This is a genomic window from Streptomyces sp. FXJ1.172 (assembly GCF_001636945.3).
In the GTDB taxonomy this organism is placed as follows: Bacteria; Actinomycetota; Actinomycetes; order Streptomycetales; family Streptomycetaceae; genus Streptomyces.
Window position 1 is genome coordinate 4243206 of the sequence record NZ_CP119133.2, and the last position, 22645, is coordinate 4265850.

Sequence of the window (22645 nt, forward strand, 5' to 3'; positions counted from 1 at the left end):
ACACCTCCCGCTGTCACCCCGTCAGGAGTCAGCACATCAGAACAAGGGCAGCTGCCCGGGAAACTCCGGTACGGCGTAACCGTCCAACGCCGGCTGGACCGCCCCGAGTTGCGCCTGCTGCCGCGACCCGGCGCAGGAGACGAGCCCCCCGTTCTCCCGCGCCCCGGGCGGGTCGTGCCGCGCAAAACGGCCCGCGACGACGGCGATGTCGCGGCGGCACACAGGACAGGTTCTGCGTCGGGAGGACATGCCGTCAGTGTGCCCGCACGCAGGCGGCACACGACAGCGCCATCACGTGCGGGTCTCGGCTTCCCAGCGGTCGGGTCCCACCCCGCGCCAGTCGATCAGCGGCGAGTCGGCCACCTGCTCCGGCTCGATCTCCAGCCCCGCCCGGCGCAGGAACTCCACCAGGTCCCGCACGCTGTGCGCCAGGCCGAGGATCTCGCCGTCCACGCGGACGCGACGCCCGCCGGTCGGAGACGGCAGGTGCACGATGATGGGTCGCTTCCCGGCCATGCCTCCAGCATCGTCCGCACGACCGGCCCCCGCACCCGGACCCGCCGGACAGAACGACAAGGGCCCCGTGACCTGCTCTCGCAGGTCACGGGGCCCTTGTTCCCGTGTGGCGGCGCCAGGATTCGAACCTGGGAAGGCTGAGCCGGCAGATTTACAGTCTGCTCCCTTTGGCCGCTCGGGCACACCGCCGGGTTTCGCTGCCGACCGAACCCGCTTTCGGCGGTGCTCGCTGGCAACGACGTAAACAATACCCGATGCACAGGGGTGCTTCGCCACCCGGTTGATCTCCACCCGTCGGCTCGCGGGGTGGCTAGGCTGGTGCGGATGCGGCCCGGCGTCATGCCGGACCCGGCGGCCGCCGCCGCGCACGCCGGCACGCACTCGATTCACACCCCGATACAAGGAGCCACAGGACATGGCCGACTCCAGTTTCGACATCGTCTCGAAGGTCGAGCGGCAGGAGGTCGACAACGCCCTCAACCAGGCCGCCAAGGAGATTTCGCAGCGCTACGACTTCAAGGGCGTGGGTGCCTCGATCTCGTGGTCCGGTGAAAAGATCCTCATGGAGGCGAACTCCGAGGACCGGGTGAGCGCTGTCCTCGACGTCTTCCAGTCCAAGCTGATCAAGCGCGGTATCTCGCTGAAGGCGCTGGATGCGGGCGAGCCCCAGCTGTCCGGCAAGGAGTACAAGATCTTCGCGTCGATCCAGGAGGGCATCTCCCAGGAGAACGCGAAGAAGGTGGCGAAGATCATCCGCGACGAGGGCCCGAAGGGCGTCAAGGCCCAGGTCCAGGGTGAGGAGCTGCGGGTCACCTCCAAGAGCCGCGACGACCTGCAGACCGTGATCGCGCTGCTGAAGGGCAGGGACTTCGACTTCGCGCTGCAGTTCGTGAACTACCGGTAGGAGACCGGCGGGAGGGACAGCAGCAAGGGTGGGCCGCCCGGTGCCGGGCGGCCCACCCTTGCGCGTCGTGCTGCGTTCAGTCGCGTGAGTTGCCGAACAGGATGCGGTAAGCGATCAGCAGCACCAGGGAGCCGCCGATGGCCGCGGCCCAGGTGGCGCCGTCGTAGAAGTTCTTCGTGATCGGGTGGTGCAGCCAGCGTGCCGATATCCAGCCGCCGATGAACGCGCCCGCGACGCCGATGAGGGTCGTGCCGATGAAGCCGCCGGGGTCGCGTCCCGGCAGGAGGACCTTGGCGATGATTCCGGCCACCAGTCCCAGGATGATCCAACCGATGATGCTCATGCCGTGAACCTGCCCTTCGGAACTGTCTTCGCACTGTCCGGCTGCTGAGAATCCGGTGAGGACCCGCTGTGCTTGCGCGCGCGTTCGTGCCCCGTTGGTGGAGAGGACGTCACCGGTCCACCACCTGGTTGCGGCGGTCAGTAGGGTGCCGCGCATGACACCTGCCCGCACCGGTATGCGACGCACGCTGGGAGTGCGGGACGCCGTGGTCGTCGGTCTCGGCTCGATGGTCGGGGCCGGCGTCTTCTCGGCCCTGTCGCCGGCCGCGCGTGCGGCCGGCACGGGGCTGTTGCCCGCCCTGGCGCTCGCGGCCGTCGTGGCCTACTGCAACGCCATGTCCTCGGCTCGTCTCGCCGCCCGCTATCCGGCCTCCGGCGGGACGTATGTGTACGGGCGGGAGCGGCTCGGTGCCTTCTGGGGATATCTCGCCGGCTGGGCCTTCGTAGTCGGCAAGACGGCGTCCTGTGCGGCCATGGCGCTCACCGTGGGCGCGTACGTCTGGCCGGGGCAGGCGCATGCGGTGGCCGTCGCGGCCGTGGTGGCCCTGACCGCCGTGAACTACGGCGGGATCCAGAAGTCCGCGTGGCTGACACGGGCGATCGTGGCCGTCGTACTGGCCGTCCTCGCGGCCGTGGTCGCCTTCTGCCTCACTTCCGCGCGGGCGGAGGCCGGGCGGCTGGCCATCGGGCTGTCGTCGGGCGCGGGCGGAGTGCTGCAGGCGGCCGGGCTGCTGTTCTTCGCGTTCGCCGGGTACGCGCGGATCGCGACCCTCGGCGAGGAGGTGCGGGATCCGGCGCGGACCATCCCGCGCGCGATCCCCTTGGCCCTGGGGATCGCACTCGCGGTGTACGCGTGCGTGGCCGTCGCGGTGCTCGCCGTCCTCGGCGTGGGCCGGCTCGGGCACGCCGCGGCGCCGCTGGCCGACGCGGTGCGGGCGGCCGGGGCGCCGGGGCTCGTGCCCGTGGTGCGCGCGGGGGCGGCGGTGGCCGCGCTGGGTTCGTTGCTGGCGCTGATCCTCGGGGTGTCCCGCACGACGCTCGCCATGGCCCGCGACAGGCATCTGCCCGGGGCGCTGGCGGCCGTGCACCCCCGGTTCCAGGTGCCGCACCGGGCGGAGCTGGCCGTGGGGGTGGTGGTCGCCGTGCTGGCCGCGACGGTGGACGTGCGCGGCGCGATCGGCTTCTCCTCCTTCGGTGTGCTGGCCTACTACGCCGTCGCCAACGCGTCCGCGTGGACGCTGGATCCGGCCCCGCTGTCCCGCGCGGTGCCCGTGGTGGGCCTGCTGGGCTGCGCCACGCTGGCGTTCGCGCTGCCCGCCGTCTCGGTGGCAGCGGGAGCAGGCGTGCTCGCCGTGGGCGTGGCGGCCTATGGCGTACGACGGTGGTGGGCGGCCCGGCGCGGCGCATGACATGCCCGCAGGACGCCCGCCAACCGCACGCCGGCGGAGCGCCTGATCAACCACACCCCGGCGTGACGCCCCGCCTGTGCGCCGGCCACGGCACGCGCGCGTGACACGCCGTCAACGGGTCTGTGGCGGCACGCGCACGTGCCGCCCTGCGGACCGGTGGTCTGCTCAGCGGGTGGCGAACGGCTGGTCCGTGGGGACGATCTCGCGGCCCAGCGGCAGCAGGGAGACCGGGATCAGCTTGAAGTTGGCGATGCCGAACGGGATGCCGATGATCGTGATGCACAGGGCGAGGCCGGTGACGATGTGGGCGAGCGCCAGCCACCAGCCCGCCAGGATCAGCCACAGGACGTTGCCGATGCAGGACGGGGCGCCCGCGTCCCGGCGCTCGACCGTGGTGTAGCCGAAGGGCCACAGGGCGTAGATGCCGATACGGAAAGCCGCTATGCCGAACGGGATGCCGAGGACGGTGATGCAGAGCAGGACGCCGGCGAACAGATAGCCCAGGAACAGCCAGAAGCCGCTCAGGACAAGCCAAATGACGTTCAGGATGGTCTTCACCGGATGCGTCCTGCCATCTTCTCGAGCCGGGCGATGCGCTCCGCCATCGGCGGGTGCGTGGAGAACATTTTCGTCAGTCCCTGGCCCGCGCGGAAGGGGTTCGCGATCATCATGTGGCTGGCGGTCTCGATCCGGGGCTCGGGCGGCAGCGGGAGCTGCTGGGTGCCGGCCTCCAGCTTGCGCAGGGCGCCGGCGAGGGCCAGCGGGTCGCCAGTGAGCTGAGCGCCGGAGGCGTCCGCCTCGTACTCGCGTGAGCGGCTGATGGCCAGCTGGATGAGGGAGGCGGCGAGCGGACCGAGGATCATGATCAGGAGCATGCCGAGCAGGCCGGGGCCGTCGTCGTCGTCCGAACGGCCGACCGGGATCAGCCAGGCGAAGTTCACCAGGAACATGATCACCGAGGCGAGGGCGCCGGCGACCGAGGAGATGAGGATGTCCCGGTTGTAGACGTGGCTCAGCTCGTGGCCGATCACGCCGCGCAGTTCGCGTTCGTCCAGCAGGCGCAGGATGCCCTCGGTGCAGCACACGGCCGCGTTGCGGGGGTTGCGGCCCGTGGCGAACGCGTTGGGGGCCTCCGTCGGCGAGATGTACAGGCGGGGCATGGGCTGGCGGGCCTGCGTGGACAGCTCGCGGACCATCCGGTAGAGCGCGGGAGCCTCGAACTCGCTGACCGGGCGGGCGCGCATCGCGCGGAGCGCCAGCTTGTCGCTGTTCCAGTACGCGTACGCGTTCGTGCCGAGCGCGACCAGGACCGCGACGATCAGTCCGGCGCGGCCGAAGAAGCTGCCGATGACGATGATGAGTGCGGACAGTCCCCCGAGGAGTACTGCGGTCCTGAGCCCGTTGTGCCGGCGGTGCACCGTACGCCCTCCAAATCGTGCAGCTGGGGAACACTTTGGTCCAGTGGACCCTCCCGCTTGTGACAACGCCAGGCGACGGTCACGAGTTCCCTGTGTCCGCGCGGGCGTCGCTCGGCTGTACGGGTGACGTGCTGTTTCTCCCTCCCGCGCGGGTGGGGCGCGGATGCTCCACGCGCGCGGGGCGGTGTGTCAGAACAGTCCGGTGGCGGCGAAGCGGAGGACCAGCTGGGGTGCTCCGGACAGGGCGACGCCGAGGACGCCGGTCAGGGCGATGGCGGCCGTGAGGGGCGCCGGGACGCGGTGCCGGGCGGGCTCTCCCTCGGGAGCGCGGAACAGCAGGGCCGTCCACTGTAGGTAGTAGAAGAGGGCGATCACCACGTTGACGGCCATGACGACGGCGAGCCAGCCGAGGCCCGCGTCGACGGCCGCCGAGAACACGGTGACCTTGGCGAACAGGCCGATGATGCCCGGCGGCAGTCCGGCGAGGCACAGCAGGAAGAACGCCAGGAGGAGCGCGGTGAGCGGGTTGGTGGCGTACAGGCCCCGGTAGTCGCTGATCCGGTTCAGGGCCCGGCTGCGGCCCACCACGACGGCCACCGCGAACGCACCGAGGTTCACGGCCGCGTACATCAGCGCGTAGGCGACCGTGGAGCCGATCTCCTTCTGGGGGTTTCTGGCGTAGCCGGCGGCGGCGATCGGCACCAGCAGGTAGCCGGCCTGGCCGACGGAGGACCAGGCGAGCAGTCGTACGGCGCTGTACGCGCGCGTGGCCTGCTGGCGCAGGGCGCCGACGTTGCCCACAGTCATGGTGAGGGCGGCCAGGGCGGCGAGCGCGGGGCCCCAGACGTCGGCGTACGAAGGGAACGCGACGACGGTGACGAGGATCAGGCCGGAGAAGCCGACCGCCTTGCCGACCACCGACAGGTAGGCGGCGACGGGCAGCGGCGCGCCCACGTAGGTGTCGGGCACCCAGAAGTGGAACGGGACGGCGGCCGTCTTGAAGGCGAAGCCGACCAGGGTGAGGACGACGCCGGTCTGGGCGAGGGTGTGCAGCTGTCCGTCGACGTGCGTCAGGCGCTGGGCGACCTGGGTGAGGTAGAGAGTGCCGGTGGAGGCGTAGACGAAGCTGATGCCCATCAGGCTGACCGCGGTGGCCGTGACCGAGGACAGGAAGAACTTCAGGGCGGCCTCGGAGGAGCGCTTGTCGCCGTGCCGGATGCCCACGAGGGCGAAGGCCGGCAGGGAGGCGACCTCCAGGGCGACGATGAGCGTGGCCAGGTCGCGCGAGGCGGGCAGCAGGGCGGCGCCGGCCGCCGAGGACAGCAGCAGGAACCAGAACTCTCCCGCCGGGACGCGCCGTTGGTCGTCCTTGAGGCTCGTGACCGACAGCAGGGCCGCGAGCAGGGCGCCGCCGAGGACCAGGAACTGGATGACGAGCGTGAAGTGGTCGGCGGTGTAGCTGCACGCGCGCGTGGCGCGGTTCACGCAGAAGGTGCTGCGGTCGCCGTCCAGGAGCGGCAGCAGCATCAGTGCGGCCACGGTCAGTCCGGCGACCGAGACCCAGCCGAGGACGGGCTTGCGGGCCTCGGGCAGGAACAGGTCGGCGACCAGGACGGCCAGTCCCACGGCGGCGGCGATGGTCGGCGGGGCGACGGCGAGCCAGTCGACGGTCTGGACCAGCGACTCGGCGAGGGGCTGGACGCTCATCGGGTGCCTCCTGCGAGGAGCTGGTGCACGGCCGGGTCGGTCAGGCCGAGCAGTGCCTTCGGCCACAGCCCGGCGCCGACGGTGAGGGCGACGAGCGGGGTCCAGGCGGCGAACTCGTAGCCGTGGACGTCGGCGATCTTCGGGACCTCCTGCTCAACGCCGCCCATGCAGACGCGGCGGACGACGATCAGCATGTACGCGGCCGTCAGCAGGGTGCCGAACGCGCCGATCGCCATGAAGGTGAGGAAGGCCGGGCGGCTGAGGTCTGCGGCGGGCTTGAACGCGCCGAACAGAGCCAGCATCTCGCCCCAGAACCCGGCGAGTCCGGGCAGGCCGAGCGAGGCGACGGCGCCGAAGGCGAGCAGGCCGCCGAGGCGGGGCGCCTTGCCGTACAGCGCGGCACCGGTCTCCTCGGCCAGGGAGTCGAGGTCGGTGGTGCCGGTGCGGTCCTTCAACGCGCCGACCAGGAAGAACAGCAGGCCGGTGATGAGGCCGTGGGCGATGTTGGCGAACAGGGCGCCGTTCACGCCGGTCGGGGTCATGGTGGCGATGCCCAGCAGGACGAAGCCCATGTGGCCGACGGAGGAGTAGGCGATCAACCGTTTGAGGTCGCCCTTCGCACCCCGCTTGGCGAGGGCCAGGCAGGCCAGAGACCCGTAGATGATCCCCACCACGGCGAACGCGGCGAGGTACGGCGCGAAGGTGTGGAAGCCGTGGGGCGCGATCGGCAGCAGGATGCGGACGAAACCGTAGGTACCCATCTTCAGCAGGACACCGGCCAGCAGGACCGAGCCGACGGTCGGGGCGGCGGTGTGAGCGTCGGGCAGCCAGCTGTGCAGCGGCCACATCGGCGCCTTGACCGCGAGCCCGATCCCGATCGCCAGAACGGCGATGACCTGCACGGATGCGGTGAGTGACCGGCCGTTGTCAGTGGCGAGTGCCACCATGTCGAACGTGCCCGCCTTGATTCCGATCAGGAGCAGGCCGAGCAGCATGACGACGGAGCCGAGCAGTGTGAACAGGATGAACTTCCACGCGGCCCGGGTCCGCCCCTCGCCGCCCCAGCGGGCGATGAGGAAGTACATCGGGATGAGCACCATCTCGAACGCGAGGAAGAACAGCAGCAGGTCGAGGACGGCGAAGGTCGCGAGGGTGCCGGACTCGAGCAGGAGCAACAGCGCGACGAACGCCTTCGGGGAGCCTCCCGCGGGCGGCTTGAAGTAGGAGTACAGCGCGCAGAGGAAGGTCAGCAGCGCGGTCAGGACGACAAGGGGGAGCGAGATGCCGTCGATGCCGAGGTGGATCCGCACGTCGAGCGCGGGGATCCAGCTGATGTCGGTCGTGGCCTGCATCTTCGACGGGTGGCCGTGGTCGAAGCCGAGCGCGAGGACGATCGCGGCGACGAGGATCGCGCCGGTCACGGTCACGCCGTGCCGCAGCACGGCCTGCTCGGGCGACTTCCCCTTCAGCCCGGGCGGGGCCGGCAGGAGAGCGGCGACGGCACCGAGGAGCGGGCCGACGACGACGAATGCCAGAAGGAACTGCATCACGGACTCGTTGATATGGATCACGTCTGCTCACGCTCCCGTGGCGACGAGGACGACGGCGACCGCCAGGACGACGGTGCCGGCGAGCAGCGCGCTCACATAGGTCTGCACATTGCCGGTCTGCGCCCGCCGTACGGCGGCCCCCAGCAGCCGCGGCAGGGCGGCCGCGCCGCGTACGTAGGTGTCGACGACCTCACGGTCGAGGAACCGGACGAGACTCGCTCCGGCCTGGACCGGGCGGACGAACAGCACGTCGTACACGGCGTCCAGGTGGAAGCCGGCGGCCGCGTGCCGGTGCAGGGGGCCGAGCAGCAACCGACCGGGGTCCGCCGGGTCGGGCGCGGAGGCGATGTCGCCGTAGGCCGGCGCGTGACCGGCGATGGCCTCGGCCTCGACCAGTGCGGCGTCGCCCTCGGGGTGTGCGGCGACGGCTCCCAGCGGGGCGCGGGCGGCGAGCGGGCTGGTGCGCTGCCAGGCGCCGAAGGTGAGCAGACCGCCGACCAGGGCGAGGCCCGTGCCGAGGATGGAGGTGAGCAGGGTCGGCGTCAGGTCGCGGCCGTCGAACCAGCCGGGCAGCGCACGGTAGGCGAGGCCGCCGAAGGCCAGGGAGGGCACGGCCAGGACCCACAGCACCACGGTCATCGTCAGCGGCTGGCGGCCGTGATCCGGTACCTCGGCGCCCCGGCCGCGGAAGGCCAGCAGCCACAGGCGGGTCGCGTAGGAGGCGGTGAGCAGGGCGGTCAGCAGACCGGCGACGAGGACGATCCAGCCGGCGGGGCCGGGCGCGTGGCCAGTGCTCCCGGTGGCCACGTGCTCGGCGGCGCCGAGGACGGACTCCTTGGAGAAGAAGCCGCTGAACGGCGGGATCGCGGCAAGCGCGAGCAGGGCCACGGTCATCGTCCAGTAGGCGTCCGGGACGCGGTCGCGCAGGCCGCGCATGCGGGACATGGCGGCCAGCGAGTTGGTGCCGGCGGCGTGGATGATCACGCCGGCCGCGAGGAAGAGCAGCGCCTTGAAGGCGCCGTGGGACAGGAGGTGGAAGACGGCGGCACCGCGGTCGCCGACGGCGAGTGCGCCGGTCATGTAGCCGAGCTGGCCGATCGTCGAGTAGGCGAGGACGCGCTTGATGTCGTCCTGGGCGAGCGCGGCGAGCGCCGAGCCGGTCATCGTGACGGCGGCCATGACGGCCAGCACGACCATCGCGGCCCGGGAGGCCTCGAAGACGGGAAGGAGACGCGCGATGAAGTAGACACCGGCGGCGACCATCGTCGCGGCGTGGATCAGCGCCGAGACGGGCGTGGGACCCGCCATCGCGTCCGGGAGCCAGGTGTGCAGCGGGAACTGCGCGGACTTGCCCGCGACGCCCGCGAGGAGCAGCAGGGCGATCAGCGTGGGGTGGTGCAGGTTTCCGCCGGCGACGGTGTCGAGGACGCGGGTGATGCGGAAGGACCCGGCGTCGGTGCCGAGGGCGAACAGGCCGATGAGGAACGGCACGTCGCCGAGCTTGGTGACCAGGAAGGCCTTCAGGGAGGCGGCGCGGGCCTCGGCGGTCTCCCAGTAGTGGCCGACCAGGAAGTAGGAGCAGATGCCCATGACTTCCCAGCCGACCAGCAGCACGATCAGGTCGCCGGAGTAGACGACCAGGAGCATCGCGGAGGTGAACAGGGAGACGAGGGCGGCGTAGGAGGGGTAGCGCGGGTCGTCGCGCAGGTAGCCCGTCGAGTAGATCTGCACGCAGGACGCGATGAACGCGACCAGGATCGCGACGAGCGCGGCGAAACCGTCGATGTGCAGGGCCAGCTCGACCGGGACCGAGCCGGTGGGCGTCAGCTCCGTGTGGGCGTCGAGGGCGCGGCCGCCGCCCTGGTGCGTGGCGACCAGCGCGGCCAGGACGAGCGAAGCCAGCGGCGGCAGCACGGCGAGCGGACGGACGAAGCCGGGGGCGGTGCGGCCGAGCAGCAGGCCGGCCGCGGCGCCCAGGAACGGCAGGAGGGGGACGAGGACGGCGAGGTGGGTCGTGGTCACGCGGTGGCCTCAGCCTTCTCGGCCGCGGAGGTGCCGGGGCCCTCGGTGCCGGGGCCACCGGTCCCGGGGCCCTCGGCGGTGTCGCGGAGCTTGTCGATGTCGGAGGTGCCGCGGTTGCGGTAGACGGCGAGCACGATCGCGAGGCCGATGCCGATCTCGGCGGCGGCGATGGCGATGGTGAACAGGGTCAGCGCCTGGCCGGAGTGCAGGGTGTCCTTGGCGGCCCGGCTCAGCCAGACGTCGAAGGCGACCAGGTTGAGGTTGACGGCGTTGAGCATCAGCTCGACCGACATCAGGACCAGGATCGCGTTGCGGCGGGCGAGGACGCCGTACAGGCCGGTGCAGAACAGGAGGGCGGAGAGTACTGCGGGGTAGGCGAGGTGCATCAGCGGGCGCCTTCCTTGTCGGCCGGGTGAATTCCGGAATCCGCGACGGAAGGGGAACTCTCGGTGACCGTCCGGGAGTTCACAGGGGGAGGGCTCGACTCCGCCTTCGCCTTGCGGGACAGGACGATCGCGCCGACCAGGGCCGCGAGGAGGAGGACGGACAGGGCCTCGAAGGGCAGCACCCAGTGCCGGAACAGGCTCTCGCCGGTGACCCGGGTGGTGCCCGACGCGGGACCGCTCAGGTCGATCCACGTCGCGCGGAAGGCGTCGACGACCACCCACACCAGGGCCACGGCGGCGGCCACCGCGACCGCGAGGGCGATCCAGCGGTTGCCGGAGTCGGCGTCCGGGGAGCGGCCGATCGGCGCCCTGGTGAGCATCAGCCCGAACAGAAGGAGGACGACGACGGAACCGACGTAGATGAGGACCTGCACCCAGGCGATGAACTCGGCGGTGAGCAGGAGGTACTCGACGGCGAGGCCGCCGAGCGCGACCACCAGCCACAGGGCGGCGTGCACCAGCTGCCGGGTGGTGACGGTGACCAGGGCCGCGCCGAAGGTCACCAGGCCGACGAGCAGGAAGGCGATCTCGACACCGGTCGGGGACAGGAAGCCGTGCCGGGCTGCCGCCAGGCTCATGGCTGCGGCGAGGCTCACGACTGGTCCTCCCCCGGGTCGGCCTGCGCGGCCGCCAGCTTCTCGGCGGTCTTGCGGGCGGCGGCGATCTCCTTCGGTTCCTCTGCGGCCGGGTCCAGAGCGGGCGGGGCCGGGACGGTCCACATCCACTCGCGGAGCTTGTCGCGCTCGTGGGTGAGGTCACGGATGTCGGTCTCGGCGTACTCGAACTCCGGGGACCAGAACAGCGCGTCGAAAGGACAGACCTCGATGCAGATACCGCAGTACATGCACAGGGAGAAGTCGATCGCGAACCGGTCGAGGACGTTGCGGCTGCGCTCGCGGCCGCCGGGGGCGGCCGGCGGGACGGTCTCCTTGTGGGAGTCGATGTAGATGCACCAGTCCGGGCACTCGCGGGCGCACAGCATGCAGACCGTGCAGTTCTCCTCGAACAGGCCGATCACGCCGCGGGTGCGCGGAGGCAGCTCGGGCTGGGCGTCCGGGTACTGCTGGGTGACGGACTTCCTCGTCATCGTGCGGAGGGTGACGGCCAGGCCCTTGGCGAGGCCGGAGCCGGGGATGCGGGACCGGGTGGGCGGGAGGGACTCAGCCATCAGGAAATCACCACCTTGACGATGCCGGTGAGGGCGATCTGGGCGAGGGAGAGGGGGACGAGGAGGGTCCAGGAGAGCTTCTGGAGCTGGTCCTCGCGCAGGCGGGGGTAGGTGACGCGGAGCCAGATGACGACGAAGGCGAGGATCGCGGTCTTCAGCAGGGTCCACAGCCAGCCGAGGCCGGCGGCACCCCAGGGGCCGTGCCAGCCGCCCAGGAAAAGGACGGTGGTCAGACCGCACAGGACGACGATGCCGGCGTACTCGGCGAGGAGGAACAGTGCGAAACGCAGACCGGTGTACTCGGTGTACGCGCCGAAGATGATCTCCGAGTCGGCGACGGGCATGTCGAACGGCGGGCGTTGCAGTTCGGCGAGGCCGGCGACGAAGAAGACGAGCGCGCCGACGATCTGCCAGGGCACCCACCACCAGTGGAAGGCATGCAGGATGCCGGGCAGGGAAACCGTGCCCGCGGCCATCGCGACCGAGGCGGCCGCCAGCAGCATCGGCAGTTCGTAGGCGAGCAGTTGGGCGGCCGTGCGCAGGCCGCCGAGCAAGGAGAACTTGTTCGCGCTGGCCCAGCCGGCCATGAGGGAGCCGAGCACGCCGACGCCCATCACCGCGAGCACGAAGAAGACGCCCGCGTCGAGGACCTGGCCGACCGCGCCCTCGCTCGGGCCGATCGGAATCGCGAGCAGCACGAGGAGGTACGGCAGCAGGGCGACGGCGGGGGCGAGCTGGAAGACACGGCGGTCGGCGCCGGCCGGGACCACGTCCTCCTTCTGCGCGAACTTCACGCCGTCGGCGATGAGCTGGGCCCAGCCGTGGAAGCCGCCCGCGTACATCGGGCCGAGGCGGCCCTGCATATGGGCCATCACCTTGTGCTCGGTCTGGCCGACGATCAACGGGAAGGTGAGGAAGACGACGAACACGACCAGGAGTCGCAGGGCGACGTCCAGCGCGTCGTTCACTGCGGGCCTCCTGTGGGGTCGTCGGCGGTGGTGCCGTCGGGGGTTTCGGGAGTGGGCGGTTCGGCTTGCCCGGGCCGCGGCTCGGGCTCCGGCCGCCCGTGCCGACGCTGCGGCTCCGAAGCCTCGCGCTGCGGCTCCGGTTCCTCACGCTGCGACTCGGGCTGTGACTTCGGCTCAGGCGTCCTCGGCGCAGGCGTCGCTCCGGGATCCGGCGCGGGCGTCTTCGGCTGAGGCGTCGCCTCGGGATCCGGCTCGGGTGTCTTCGGCTGAGGCGTCGCCTCGGGATCCGGCTCGGGTGTCTTCGGCTGAGGCGTCGCCTCGGGATCCGGCTCGGGTGTCTTCGGCTGAGGCGGCGCTTCCGGCGTCCGCTCCGGCTCCGGTCGCCCCGTATCCGGTTCCCGCTCGGGTTCCGGCTGCGCCGTCGGCTTCTGCTCCGGCTCGTCGAAAGCCGGCCGGGCGTGGTGCCATGGGGCGTCCGAGCTGCGCGGGGCTGCGCTCCGGCGGGCCGGGGGAGCCGCGCCGTCCGGTTCGGCGGGTGCTTGCCCCTGCTCGGTCACCGGCCCCTGCCCTTGCCCCGGTTCCGTCGCCTGCGTCGGCTCCTGAGCCTGAGTCCCGGCCCGCTGTGAAGCGGAACCCTCCGAGGTGCTGCGTGAGCGGCGCGGGCGTGCCGGGGCCGGGGCTGGTGTCGCCGCAGGCGAAGCTGTCTCGGTGGCCGCGCTGTCCGCCGCCGTCTGACCGGCCTCACCCTCGGCCGCGGCCCGGGCCGGCGTCTGACTCACCGAGCCCTGACTCGCGCTCCGCATCCGGCGCGGCCGGGCACCGGCACCGGCACCGGCACCGGCAGAAGCGCCGTCCCCCGGGGCGGCTTCCCCGGTCGAGTCGGCCGCCGGTGTCGTCTGGCTCGCCGAGCCCTCCACCGCCGTACGGGTGCGCCGTACCGGGCGCTCCCCGGCCGCGCGGGCCGGACGCTCGTGGCGGCGCGCCCCGCCGCGCCCGCGCCGCGGGCCGGGCGGGCCGGGGCGGGCGGGAGTTGGCCCTTCAGCGGACCCCACTCGTTGGGGTCGGGGACGCCCGGGGGCAGCATCTGGCGTCGCCTGGGGCCGCCGTGATCGGATTCGCCGGGCTCCTTCGCGCCGGGCCAGGCCTTGGCCACGCGGGCGGCGAGGACGAAGTCCTTGCGGAGCGGGTGGCCCTCGAAGTTCTCGGGGAGGAGGAGGTGCTCCAGCGACGGGTGGCCCTCGAAGCGGACGCCGAACATCTCGTGGGTCTCGCGCTCGTGCCAGGCGGCGCCCGCGTAGACGCCGACCGCGGAGGGCAGCGCCGGTGCCTCGTGCGGGACGGTCGTACGGACCAGGAGACGGCGGACCGGGTGCAGGGCGACGACGTGGGCCGAGACGCGGAAGCCCGTGCCCGGTTCGTCGACCGCGCTCAGCCAGTCGAAGTAGGTGCAGCCCAGGGTCGTACGGGCCGTCTCCAGGGCGGTGAGCCAGGCGGAGGGCGGTACGTCCACGGTCAGCAGGTCGTACGACTCCTCGGCCGTGGCGTCCCTGCCGAAGAGGTCCTCGACCGGGGCGGGCAGCCAGCCGACCGTGCTCATCGCGCGTCCCCCTCGGCGGCGGGCGCCGGCGGCTTCACCAGATCGCTGGTCAGCTCGGCCACCGACGGCCGGGAGTCGCCGTAGCGCTCCCCCAGCGACTCGCGGGCGATCTTCTCCTGGAGCTTGAGGATGCCCTGGAGCAGTGCCTCGGGGCGCGGCGGGCAGCCGGGGACGTAGACGTCCACGGGGATGATCTGGTCGACGCCCTTGGTGACGGAGTAGGAGTCCCAGTAGGGGCCGCCGCAGTTGGAGCAGGCGCCGAAGGAGATGACGTACTTCGGCTCGGGCATCTGCTCGTACAGGCGCTTCACGGCCGGGGCCATCTTGTCCGTCACCGTGCCCGACACCACCATGAGGTCGGCCTGGCGGGGGCCCGGCGCGAACGGGATGACGCCGAGCCGGATGAAGTCGTGGCGGGCCATCGACGCGGCGATGAACTCGATCGCGCAGCAGGCGAGGCCGAAGTTGAAGACCCAGAGCGAGTAGCGGCGGCCCCAGTTGAGGATCACCTTCATCGGCTCGGGGGCCAGCCGGGCGAGCGCGCCCAGCCGCTTCGGCTCGGGGAGCGACACGGGAGTGGGGGTCACGTCCATGCCAGGACGCCCTTCTTGTATGCGTACAGCAGGCCGACGGCGAGGAAGCCCAGGAAGACGAACATCTCCACGAGTGTCGTCGCGCCGTAGCCGGGGGCGGCGAAGACCGTCGCCCAGGGGAAAAGGAAGATCGAGTCGACCGCGAAGATCACGTACAGGAAGGCGTAGACGTAGTAGCGGACCTGGGTGTGAGCCCAGCCCTCGCCGACGGGGTCGACGCCGCACTCGTAGGTCAGGAGTTTTTCAGGAGTCGGCACCACGGGGCGCAGCAGCCGGCCGGCGCCGAAGGCGACGGCGACGAACAGCACGCCGATGAGCGCGAGCAGCCCCACGACCGAGTAGGACCGGAAGTAGCCGGCCGCGATGACGTTCGCCGCGGCGACCGTCGAGTCCCCCAACGTCTCCCGCACCGTACGCGCCTCGCTCCCTGACCTCGTGACCTGTGACCTGTGGCCTGTGACCTGCTTGGTCTGGCCTGTTTGCCTGTGCCCTGAGTGAACTCTGTGATCCCCGCTGTTCGAGGACCTGTACGCACGGGAGTCTAGGCCCTGATAAAGAGCCGGTAAGCAGCCAGTCACGGCATGAGACGAGTGACGGACGGGAGGGTGGGGTTTTCCCCCGGCGGCGGAGGGCGGCGTACCGCATGGCGCGGAGGGTGCCGCGCACGGCAGGCTGACCGGTATGACCGCTCCCCGTACCGCCGCCGGACCGGCCGACGGCACCGACCGTCTGCCCCCGCTCCGGCCGGCCTATGACCCGCACACCTGGAAGGAGATCGCGTACCTCCTGCTGAACCTGCCGGTGACGGTGTTCGGCTTCGTGTACGCGGTCACCACGCTGTCCGTGGGCGGGTCGCTCACGGTCACCGTGGTGGGCCTGCCGCTGCTCGCGCTGAGCCTGCTGGGCGCGCGTCAGCTGGGGAAACTGGAGCGGGCACGCGCCCGGTGGCTGCTCGGGGTACGGGTGGAGGAGCCGACTCCGCTGCCGCTTGCCAGGGGCGGGAGCCTGGTGCAGCGGCTGTGGATGGCGCTGAAGGACCCGGTCGGCTGGCGGACGCTGCTGTACGACCTGATCCGGCTGCCCTGGGGCATCCTCACCTTCTGCACCGTGCTGACCTCGTTGATCGTGCTGTGGCCGGTGCTGCCGTATCTGGCGCGCGGTCTTGCCAATGTGGACCGGGCGCTGGTGCGCGGCCTGCTGTCGCCCTCGGACGGGCTGGAACGCCGTATCGCCGAGCTGGAGTCGGACCGGGGGGTCGTGGTCGACACGGCCGCCGCCGACCTGCGGCGCATCGAGCGGGACCTGCACGACGGGGCGCAGGCCCGGCTGGTGAACCTGGCCATGGGGCTCGGCCTGGCCAAGGAGAAGCTGCTGGAGGATCCCGACTCGGCGGCGGCGATGGTGGACGAGGCGCACGGCGAGGTAAAGCTGGCCCTGCAGGAGCTGCGCGACCTCGCCCGCGGCATCCACCCCGCCGTACTGACCGACCGCGGACTGGACGCGGCCCTGTCCTCCGTGGCCACACGCTGCACGGTGCCGGTGAAGGTCACCGTGGACCTGGTGGCCAGGCCGGCACCGGCCATCGAGGGCATCGCCTACTTCACGGTCTCCGAACTGCTCCAGAACATCAGCAAGCACAGCCGCGCCCGTAACGCCTCCGTCGACGTCTGGCGCGCCGAGGACCGGCTGCTGATCCAGGTCCGCGACGACGGCCAGGGCGGCGCCCGGCTGGAGGGCGGCAGCGGGATGCGGGGCCTCTCGGAGCGGCTGGGCGCGGTGGACGGCCTGTTCGTCCTCGACTCCCCGGCCGGTGGCCCGACGGTGGTCACGGCGGAACTGCCGTGGCGGGACCGGACGGAGTAGCCCCGGCCGCCCTCACGTGGTGCGGGGGTGGGGAAAACCCCCGGGGCAGGACGCCGACGGCCTCCATGGCCTGGAACGCCGCGACGCACGACCGTAGAAGACGCGGCCGACACGGCCGTGACGAGCACGGCTGACACGGCTGTGGAGGCCACGGCTGGCACGGCCGCCGCCTCGCTCGGACGGCGAGCGGGAAAACGACGAGAACGGAACGGGATTCGATGGCCACGGAGTACGGACACGGGTATGAGCGGGGGCAGGGGCGGCCCGCCGGAACCGGCTACCGGCTGCTGCCCGCCGGGCTGCGGGCGCCGTTCGAGGCGCGCAGCTGGCGCGAGTTCGGGTACGTCCTGCTGAGCCTGCCGATCTCGGTCGTGCTGTTCACCTGGACGGTCACGATGGTGTCGCTGGGGGCGGGCCTGCTCGTGACCTTCCTCGGCGTCCCGGTGCTCGCGGCGGCGCTCGCCGGCTGCCGGGGCTTCGGTGCGCTGGAGCGGGCGCGGGCGCGCGGGCTGCTGGGACTGGACGTGGCCGCGCCGGAGCCGCTGCGGGTGCACAAGCCGGGTGCGCTGGCCTGGATGGGCGCGGTGCTCAAGAGCGGCACCTCCTGGCGGAATCTGCTGTACGCGCTGGTGCAGTTCCCCTGGGCCGTGTTCTCGTTCACGGTGGCCGTGACCCTGTGGCCCATGGGCTGGGCGCTGCTGACCTACCCGCTGTGGTTCTGGGTCTTCCCGGCCTACGTCGGTCAGGGCGGGCTGCAGCTGTACGGCGACGAGCACCACCGGGTCTTTCTCGACAACCCCTTCGAGATCAGCGTGACCGCGCTGGTGGGCCTGCTGTTCACGCTGGCCACGCCGTGGATCGTACGGGCCCTGACGACGGTGGACGGGCTGCTGGTACGAGGGCTGCTGGGGCCCTCGCCGCTGTCGGCGCGGGTGGTGGAGCTGGAGTCGGACCGCGGGGTCGTGGTCGACACGGCCGCCGCTGACCTGCGGCGCATCGAGCGGGACCTGCACGACGGGGCACAGGCCCGGCTGGTGAACCTGGCCATGGACCTGGGGCTGGCGAAGGAGAAGCTCCGGGAGGATCCGCGGGCTGCGGCGCAGATGGTGGAGGAGGCGCACGGCGAGGTGAAGACGGCGCTGCAGGAGCTGCGCGACCTCGCCCGCGGCATCCACCCCGCCGTACTGACCGACCGCGGACTCGACGCGGCCCTGTCCTCCGTGTCCTCCCGCTGCACGGTGCCGGTGAAGGTCGAGGTCGACCTGCCGGGCCGGCCGGCACCGGCCATCGAGGGCATCGCCTACTTCACGGTCTCCGAACTGCTCCAGAACATCAGCAAGCACAGCCGGGCCCGGTCGGCCTCCGTCGACGTCTGGCGCGCCGAGGACCGGCTGCTGATCCAGGTGGTGGACGACGGTGTCGGCGGCGCGGACGTCTCGCGCGGCTCGGGCCTGGCCGGGCTCGCCGGACGCCTGGACGCGGTGGACGGCGTCCTCGTGGTGGACTCCCCGGAGGGCGGGCCCACCCGGGTGATCGCGGAACTGCCCTGGCGGGCCTGACCGCACATCCTTGCGGACCTGACAGCACAACAGCACCCCCCTTGTCCCTGGCCCGTACGCCCGCCCCCCTTTCCCCGGCCCGTACGCCCGCTGCCATGGCGATGGAATTCCCTGGTGGGGCGGCGGGCCGGGGCGATTGCTGGAATGCTTGGCCTCCGTACGGACGCACGTCGTCGCAGAGCGGGCATGGGGGGCCGGGAGATCGTGGAGGACAGGGTGCGGGTGGTCATCGCCGAGGACTCGGTGCTGCTCAGAGAGGGCCTGACCCGGCTGCTGACCGACCGTGGGCACGACGTCGTGGCCGGTGTCGGGGACGCGGAGGCGCTGGTGAAGACCATCGCCGACCTGGACGCTCAGGGCACGCTGCCCGACGTGGTCGTGGCGGACGTACGGATGCCTCCGACCCACACCGACGAGGGCGTGCGCGCGGCCGTACAGCTGCGCAAGACGTATCCGGGGCTCGGGGTGCTGGTGCTGTCGCAGTACGTGGAGGAGCGCTACGCCACCGAGCTGCTCGCGGGTTCCAGCCGGGGCGTGGGCTATCTGCTCAAGGACCGGGTCGCCGAGGTGCGCGAGTTCGTGGACGCGGTGGTGCGGGTCGCGCAGGGCGGTACGGCGCTGGACCCCGAGGTGGTCGCGCAGTTGCTCGGCCGCAGCCGCAAGCAGGACGTGCTGACCGGACTGACCCCGCGCGAGCGCGAGGTGCTCGGGCTGATGGCCGAAGGCCGGACGAACTCGGCGATCGCCCGGCAGCTGGTGGTCAGCGACGGCGCCGTGGAGAAGCACGTCAGCAACATCTTCCTGAAGCTCGGCCTGACACCGAGTGACGGGGACCACCGGCGTGTTCTGGCGGTTCTCACCTACCTGAACTCCTGAGGGCCTCTCCGAACCCCTGAGAACCGTGGGACGCGCGGGGAGTGCCTTGATCCGCGCTTGAGTGCCGCGGGACATCATGGAAGCCACAGCGAAGCCAGCGCGAAAGGCCATCTCGAAAAGTCGTCCAATTCATGGACAACCTCGGGAAGGCGACCCTAACCGACGTAGGGTTGATCCTGGGATGGTCGGTGGGACGGCCACACCCCGGACAGCCGCCTCGAAGGAGGTCCAGTTCAGTGACCAGCCAGGTCAGCAGCCCAGCGGAGCAGACCGACGGATCCGTCGTAGGAGAGCAGCGCGACCCGGGTGACGCGAAGAACGTGCGGCGCCTGGACCGGGTGATCATCCGGTTCGCGGGGGACTCGGGTGACGGTATGCAGCTCACGGGTGATCGTTTCACCTCGGAGACCGCTTCCTTCGGTAATGACCTTTCCACCCTGCCGAACTTCCCCGCCGAGATCCGTGCTCCCGCCGGCACCCTGCCCGGAGTCTCCAGTTTCCAGTTGCATTTCGCGGACCACGACATCCTCACTCCGGGTGATGCCCCGAACGTGCTGGTCGCGATGAACCCGGCCGCGCTGAAGGCGAATGTCGGTGACCTGCCGCGCGGGGCGGAGATCATCGTCAACACGGACGAGTTCACCAAGCGTGCCCTGCAGAAGGTCGGCTATGCCGTCTCCCCGCTCGAGGACGGCTCCCTCGACGGCTACGGCCTGCACCCGGTGCCGCTGACGACCCTCACGGTCGAGGCGCTGAAGGAGTTCGACCTCTCCCGCAAGGAGGCCGAGCGCAGCAAGAACATGTTCGCGCTGGGTCTTCTGTCGTGGATGTACCACCGGCCCACCGAGGGCACCGAGAAGTTCCTGAGGTCGAAGTTCGCGAAGAAGCCTCAGATCATGGCGGCGAACATCGCCGCGTTCCGGGCGGGCTGGAACTTCGGTGAGACCACGGAGGACTTCGCGGTCTCCTACGAGGTCGCCCCGGCCGCCAAGGCCTTCCCCGTGGGCACCTACCGCAACATCTCCGGCAACCTCGCCCTGGCCTACGGCCTGGTCGCCGCCTCCCAGCAGGCGGACCTGCCGCTGTTCCTGGGGTCGTACCCGATCACACCGGCCTCGGACATCCTGCACGAGCTGAGCCGGCACAAGAACTTCGGTGTGCGGACCTTCCAGGCGGAGGACGAGATCGCGGGCATCGGGGCGGCGCTGGGCGCGGCGTTCGGCGGTTCGCTCGCGGTGACGACGACGTCCGGTCCCGGTGTGGCGCTGAAGAGCGAGACGGTCGGTCTGGCGGTCTCGCTGGAGCTGCCGCTGCTGGTGGTCGACATCCAGCGCGGCGGCCCGTCCACCGGTCTGCCGACCAAGACCGAGCAGGCCGACCTGCTGCAGGCGATGTTCGGCCGCAACGGCGAGGCGCCGGTGCCGATCGTGGCGCCGAGAACGCCGGCGGACTGCTTCGACGCCGCCGTGGAGGCGGCCCGGATCGCGCTGACGTACCGCACGCCGGTGATGCTGCTCTCCGACGGCTACCTGGCCAACGGCTCGGAGCCGTGGCGGATCCCGGACCTGGAGGAACTGCCCGATCTGCGCGTGCGGTTCGCCACCGGCCCCAACCACACCCTCGAGGACGGCACCGAGGTCTTCTGGCCGTACAAGCGGGACCCCAAGACCCTCGCCCGGCCGTGGGCGATCCCGGGCACACCGGGGCTGGAGCACCGCATCGGCGGTATCGAGAAGCAGGACGGCACGGGCAACATCTCCTACGACCCGGCCAACCACGACTACATGGTCCGTACCCGCCAGGCCAAGATCGACGGGATCGACGTCCCGGACATCGAGGTCGACGACCCCGACGGCGCGAAGACGCTGGTCCTGGGCTGGGGCTCGACGTACGGCCCGATCACGGCGGCGGTACGGCGGCTGCGCCGCGCCGGCGATTCGATCGCGCAGGCCCATCTGCGCCACCTCAACCCCTTCCCGCGCAACCTCGGTGAGGTCCTGGCGCGCTACGACAAGGTGGTGATCCCGGAGATGAACCTGGGGCAGCTCGCCACCCTGATCCGGGCGAAGTACCTGGTCGACGCCCACTCCTACAACCAGGTCAACGGCATGCCGTTCAAGGCGGAACAGCTCGCCACGGCGCTGAAGGAGGCCATCGATGACTGACGCCACCCACGGGCTGCTGCAGCTGGTCCCCAAGGCCGAGGCCAAGCAGTCGATGAAGGACTTCAAGACGGACCAGGAGGTGCGCTGGTGCCCGGGCTGCGGTGACTACGCCATCCTCGCCGCCGTGCAGGGCTTCATGCCCGAGCTGGGCCTGGCGAAGGAGAACATCGTCTTCGTCTCCGGCATCGGCTGTTCCTCCCGCTTCCCGTACTACATGAACACCTACGGGATGCACTCCATCCACGGCCGCGCCCCCGCCATCGCCACCGGCCTGGCCACCAGCAGACGCGATCTGTCCGTGTGGGTGGTCACCGGTGACGGCGACGCCCTGTCCATCGGCGGCAACCACCTCATCCACGCCCTGCGCCGCAACGTCAACCTCAAGATCCTGCTGTTCAACAACCGGATCTACGGCCTGACCAAGGGCCAGTACTCCCCGACCTCGGAACTCGGCAAGATCACCAAGTCGACGCCGATGGGTTCCCTGGACGCCCCGTTCAACCCGGTGTCCCTCGCGATCGGCGCCGAGGCCTCCTTCGTCGCCCGCACCATCGACTCCGACCGCAAGCACCTCACCGAGGTCCTGCGCCAGGCCGCCGACCACCCCGGCACCGCCCTGATCGAGATCTACCAGAACTGCAACATCTTCAACGACGGCGCCTTCGACGCCCTCAAGGACAAGCAGCAGGCCACAGAGGCGCTCATCCGCCTCGAGCACGGACAGCCGATCCGCTTCGGCACCGACAACGCACGTGGCGTCGTACGCAACCGGGACACCGGCGACCTGGAGGTCGTCACGGTGACGGCACAGAACGAGACGGACATCCTGGTCCACGACGCGCACACCGCGTCCCCGACCACCGCCTTCGCCCTGTCCCGCCTCGCCGACCCCGACACCCTGCACCACACCCCCATCGGCGTCTTCCGTAACGTCGAACGGCCGGTCTACGACACCGCCATGGCCGACCAGCTCGACACCGCCATCGAGCAGAAGGGCAAGGGCGACCTCGCCGCGCTGCTGGCCGGCGGCGACACCTGGACGGTCGTCGGCTAGACGTCCGTCTAGACGTCCCTCTAGAGGTCCATCTAGACGTCCATCGCTCGGCTACGAGGCCCGGGACTGGATTTCCCGGGCCTCGTCGTACGCCCGGCGCCTGTCGTCGTAGGCCTGGCGGGCCTGCTCCACCGCGCCCATGCGGTCGTGGGTCCACCGGGCGAGGGAACGCACCTGCTCCGCCGCCTCGCGGCCGAGGCCGGTGAGGGAGTAGTCGACGCGGGGCGGGATGACCGGCTTGGCGTCCCGGTGGACCAGGCCGTCGCGCTCCAGGGTCTGGAGGGTCTGGGTGAGCATCTTCTCGCTGACGCCGCGCCCGCCGAAGGCGCTGATCGCCCGGCGCAGCTCGCTGAACCGGTACGGCCGCTCCAGCAGCTCGATCAGGACGAGCACGCCCCAGCGGCTGGTGACGTGCTCCAGGACGAGCCGGTAGGGGCACAGAGCCTCGGCATCCGTCATCTGATTGCTTACCGTCATGCCAGTACCTT

22 protein-coding genes, 1 tRNA gene and 1 pseudogene are annotated in these 22645 nt (G+C 71.1%); 7 read left to right on the forward strand and 17 right to left on the reverse strand.

The features are described from left to right. Nucleotides 1–36 precede the first annotated feature (36 nt). From A6P39_RS18805 to A6P39_RS18815, 3 genes are all read right to left on the reverse strand, one after another. The gene (locus tag A6P39_RS18805) at nt 37–249 is read right to left on the reverse strand and encodes a hypothetical protein (RefSeq protein ID WP_067045429.1); all 213 of its coding nucleotides are present in this window, start codon (nt 247–249) and stop codon (nt 37–39) included. A 42-nt stretch (nt 250–291) separates the two neighbouring features. Next, nucleotides 292–516: a hypothetical protein gene (locus tag A6P39_RS18810; protein WP_031167006.1), complete on the reverse strand. Its 225-nt coding sequence runs from the start codon at nt 514–516 to the stop codon at nt 292–294. A 107-nt stretch (nt 517–623) separates the two neighbouring features. Continuing rightward, a tRNA-Tyr gene (locus A6P39_RS18815) sits at nt 624–705 on the reverse strand. A 226-nt stretch (nt 706–931) separates the two neighbouring features. Here A6P39_RS18815 and A6P39_RS18820 point away from each other — a divergent pair. Next, nucleotides 932–1420: a YajQ family cyclic di-GMP-binding protein gene (locus A6P39_RS18820; protein WP_067045432.1), complete on the forward strand. Its 489-nt coding sequence runs from the start codon at nt 932–934 to the stop codon at nt 1418–1420. Between the two features lie 76 nt (nt 1421–1496). Here A6P39_RS18820 and A6P39_RS18825 read toward each other — a convergent pair whose 3' ends face one another. Further along, the gene (locus tag A6P39_RS18825; RefSeq protein WP_067045435.1) at nt 1497–1763 is read right to left on the reverse strand and encodes a GlsB/YeaQ/YmgE family stress response membrane protein; all 267 of its coding nucleotides are present in this window, start codon (nt 1761–1763) and stop codon (nt 1497–1499) included. Nucleotides 1764–1917: 154 nt separating this feature from the next. On the opposite strand from A6P39_RS18825, the gene A6P39_RS18830 reads away from it, so the two are divergent. Then, nucleotides 1918–3171 (forward strand): APC family permease, encoded by a 1254-nt coding sequence (locus A6P39_RS18830; RefSeq protein ID WP_067045438.1) that lies wholly within the window; start codon nt 1918–1920, stop codon nt 3169–3171. Between the two features lie 165 nt (nt 3172–3336). On the opposite strand, the gene A6P39_RS18835 is transcribed toward A6P39_RS18830, so the two are convergent. The 12 genes and pseudogenes from A6P39_RS18835 to A6P39_RS18890 form a co-directional block, all read right to left on the reverse strand. Further along, on the reverse strand, nt 3337–3729 hold the full coding sequence (locus tag A6P39_RS18835) for a YccF domain-containing protein (protein ID WP_067040515.1): 393 nt from the start codon (nt 3727–3729) through the stop codon (nt 3337–3339). Next, complete coding sequence (gene htpX / locus A6P39_RS18840; RefSeq protein ID WP_067040512.1) at nt 3726–4589, reverse strand: zinc metalloprotease HtpX; 864 nt, start codon at nt 4587–4589, stop codon at nt 3726–3728. Before htpX ends, A6P39_RS18835 begins: the two co-directional genes overlap by 4 nt. A gap of 189 nt (nt 4590–4778) precedes the next feature. After that, nucleotides 4779–6296, reverse strand: a complete 1518-nt coding sequence (locus tag A6P39_RS18845; protein ID WP_067040509.1) for an NADH-quinone oxidoreductase subunit N — start codon at nt 6294–6296, stop codon at nt 4779–4781. Next, complete coding sequence (locus A6P39_RS18850) at nt 6293–7867, reverse strand: complex I subunit 4 family protein (RefSeq protein WP_067040506.1); 1575 nt, start codon at nt 7865–7867, stop codon at nt 6293–6295. Before A6P39_RS18850 ends, A6P39_RS18845 begins: the two co-directional genes overlap by 4 nt. 6 nt (nt 7868–7873) lie before the next feature. After that, nucleotides 7874–9868 (reverse strand): NADH-quinone oxidoreductase subunit 5 family protein, encoded by a 1995-nt coding sequence (locus A6P39_RS18855; protein WP_067040504.1) that lies wholly within the window; start codon nt 9866–9868, stop codon nt 7874–7876. Continuing rightward, complete coding sequence (gene nuoK, locus A6P39_RS18860) at nt 9865–10254, reverse strand: NADH-quinone oxidoreductase subunit NuoK (protein WP_067040502.1); 390 nt, start codon at nt 10252–10254, stop codon at nt 9865–9867. The genes A6P39_RS18855 and nuoK overlap by 4 nt, the downstream gene beginning before the upstream one ends. Next, the gene (locus A6P39_RS18865) at nt 10254–10892 is read right to left on the reverse strand and encodes an NADH-quinone oxidoreductase subunit J family protein (RefSeq protein WP_067040520.1); all 639 of its coding nucleotides are present in this window, start codon (nt 10890–10892) and stop codon (nt 10254–10256) included. Before A6P39_RS18865 ends, nuoK begins: the two co-directional genes overlap by 1 nt. Nucleotides 10893–10906: 14 nt before the next feature. Further along, on the reverse strand, nt 10907–11482 hold the full coding sequence (locus A6P39_RS18870) for a NuoI/complex I 23 kDa subunit family protein (RefSeq protein ID WP_067040499.1): 576 nt from the start codon (nt 11480–11482) through the stop codon (nt 10907–10909). Further along, a complete protein-coding gene (locus A6P39_RS18875; RefSeq protein ID WP_067040496.1) occupies nt 11482–12450 on the reverse strand; it encodes a complex I subunit 1/NuoH family protein in 969 nt (322 codons plus the stop codon). The genes A6P39_RS18870 and A6P39_RS18875 overlap by 1 nt, the downstream gene beginning before the upstream one ends. 155 nt (nt 12451–12605) lie before the next feature. After that, nucleotides 12606–14047: pseudogene (locus A6P39_RS18880) on the reverse strand (NADH-quinone oxidoreductase subunit C); the annotation flags it as partial. Further along, entirely contained in the window at nt 14044–14640 is a 597-nt protein-coding gene (locus A6P39_RS18885) for an NADH-quinone oxidoreductase subunit B (protein ID WP_067040490.1), read from the reverse strand. The pseudogene A6P39_RS18880 and the gene A6P39_RS18885, both read right to left, overlap by 4 nt. Next, entirely contained in the window at nt 14631–15050 is a 420-nt protein-coding gene (locus tag A6P39_RS18890; protein WP_067040487.1) for an NADH-quinone oxidoreductase subunit A, read from the reverse strand. Before A6P39_RS18890 ends, A6P39_RS18885 begins: the two co-directional genes overlap by 10 nt. A gap of 271 nt (nt 15051–15321) precedes the next feature. On the opposite strand from A6P39_RS18890, the gene A6P39_RS18895 reads away from it, so the two are divergent. From A6P39_RS18895 to A6P39_RS18915, 5 genes are all read left to right on the forward strand, one after another. Then, a complete protein-coding gene (locus A6P39_RS18895) occupies nt 15322–16503 on the forward strand; it encodes a sensor histidine kinase (protein WP_067040484.1) in 1182 nt (393 codons plus the stop codon). Nucleotides 16504–16721: 218 nt separating this feature from the next. Further along, on the forward strand, nt 16722–18062 hold the full coding sequence (locus A6P39_RS18900; RefSeq protein ID WP_067040481.1) for a sensor histidine kinase: 1341 nt from the start codon (nt 16722–16724) through the stop codon (nt 18060–18062). 186 nt (nt 18063–18248) lie between these two features. Further along, nucleotides 18249–18938 carry a response regulator transcription factor gene (locus A6P39_RS18905; RefSeq protein WP_331454136.1) on the forward strand — a complete coding sequence of 230 codons (690 nt, stop codon included), beginning with the start codon at nt 18249–18251 and terminating at the stop codon, nt 18936–18938. 236 nt (nt 18939–19174) lie between these two features. Beyond that, the gene (locus A6P39_RS18910; protein ID WP_067040478.1) at nt 19175–21103 is read left to right on the forward strand and encodes a 2-oxoacid:acceptor oxidoreductase subunit alpha; all 1929 of its coding nucleotides are present in this window, start codon (nt 19175–19177) and stop codon (nt 21101–21103) included. Beyond that, nucleotides 21096–22157, forward strand: coding sequence for a 2-oxoacid:ferredoxin oxidoreductase subunit beta (locus A6P39_RS18915; RefSeq protein WP_067040475.1), 1062 nt, complete (start codon nt 21096–21098; stop codon nt 22155–22157). The genes A6P39_RS18910 and A6P39_RS18915 overlap by 8 nt, the downstream gene beginning before the upstream one ends. A 51-nt stretch (nt 22158–22208) precedes the next feature. On the opposite strand, the gene A6P39_RS18920 is transcribed toward A6P39_RS18915, so the two are convergent. Next, complete coding sequence (locus A6P39_RS18920; RefSeq protein WP_067040472.1) at nt 22209–22634, reverse strand: winged helix-turn-helix transcriptional regulator; 426 nt, start codon at nt 22632–22634, stop codon at nt 22209–22211. Nucleotides 22635–22645: the final 11 nt, after the last annotated feature.

What these genes read in the sequence shown, in the direction of transcription:
- A6P39_RS18820 (WP_067045432.1), top strand. Translation starts at nt 932, where the DNA reads ATGGCCGACTCCAGTTTCGACATCGTCTCGAAGGTCGAGCGGCAGGAG.
- A6P39_RS18810 (WP_031167006.1), bottom strand. Translation starts at nt 516, where the DNA reads ATGGCCGGGAAGCGACCCATCATCGTGCACCTGCCGTCTCCGACCGGC.
- A6P39_RS18920 (WP_067040472.1), bottom strand. Translation starts at nt 22,634, where the DNA reads ATGACGGTAAGCAATCAGATGACGGATGCCGAGGCTCTGTGCCCCTAC.
- A6P39_RS18895 (WP_067040484.1), top strand. Translation starts at nt 15,322, where the DNA reads ATGACCGCTCCCCGTACCGCCGCCGGACCGGCCGACGGCACCGACCGT.
- A6P39_RS18865 (WP_067040520.1), bottom strand. Translation starts at nt 10,892, where the DNA reads ATGAGCCTGGCGGCAGCCCGGCACGGCTTCCTGTCCCCGACCGGTGTC.
- A6P39_RS18900 (WP_067040481.1), top strand. Translation starts at nt 16,722, where the DNA reads ATGGCCACGGAGTACGGACACGGGTATGAGCGGGGGCAGGGGCGGCCC.
- nuoK (WP_067040502.1), bottom strand. Translation starts at nt 10,254, where the DNA reads ATGCACCTCGCCTACCCCGCAGTACTCTCCGCCCTCCTGTTCTGCACC.
- A6P39_RS18825 (WP_067045435.1), bottom strand. Translation starts at nt 1,763, where the DNA reads ATGAGCATCATCGGTTGGATCATCCTGGGACTGGTGGCCGGAATCATC.
- A6P39_RS18915 (WP_067040475.1), top strand. Translation starts at nt 21,096, where the DNA reads ATGACTGACGCCACCCACGGGCTGCTGCAGCTGGTCCCCAAGGCCGAG.
- A6P39_RS18805 (WP_067045429.1), bottom strand. Translation starts at nt 249, where the DNA reads ATGTCCTCCCGACGCAGAACCTGTCCTGTGTGCCGCCGCGACATCGCC.
- A6P39_RS18905 (WP_331454136.1), top strand. Translation starts at nt 18,249, where the DNA reads ATGGGGGGCCGGGAGATCGTGGAGGACAGGGTGCGGGTGGTCATCGCC.
- A6P39_RS18870 (WP_067040499.1), bottom strand. Translation starts at nt 11,482, where the DNA reads ATGGCTGAGTCCCTCCCGCCCACCCGGTCCCGCATCCCCGGCTCCGGC.
- A6P39_RS18885 (WP_067040490.1), bottom strand. Translation starts at nt 14,640, where the DNA reads ATGGACGTGACCCCCACTCCCGTGTCGCTCCCCGAGCCGAAGCGGCTG.
- A6P39_RS18845 (WP_067040509.1), bottom strand. Translation starts at nt 6,296, where the DNA reads ATGAGCGTCCAGCCCCTCGCCGAGTCGCTGGTCCAGACCGTCGACTGG.
- A6P39_RS18830 (WP_067045438.1), top strand. Translation starts at nt 1,918, where the DNA reads ATGACACCTGCCCGCACCGGTATGCGACGCACGCTGGGAGTGCGGGAC.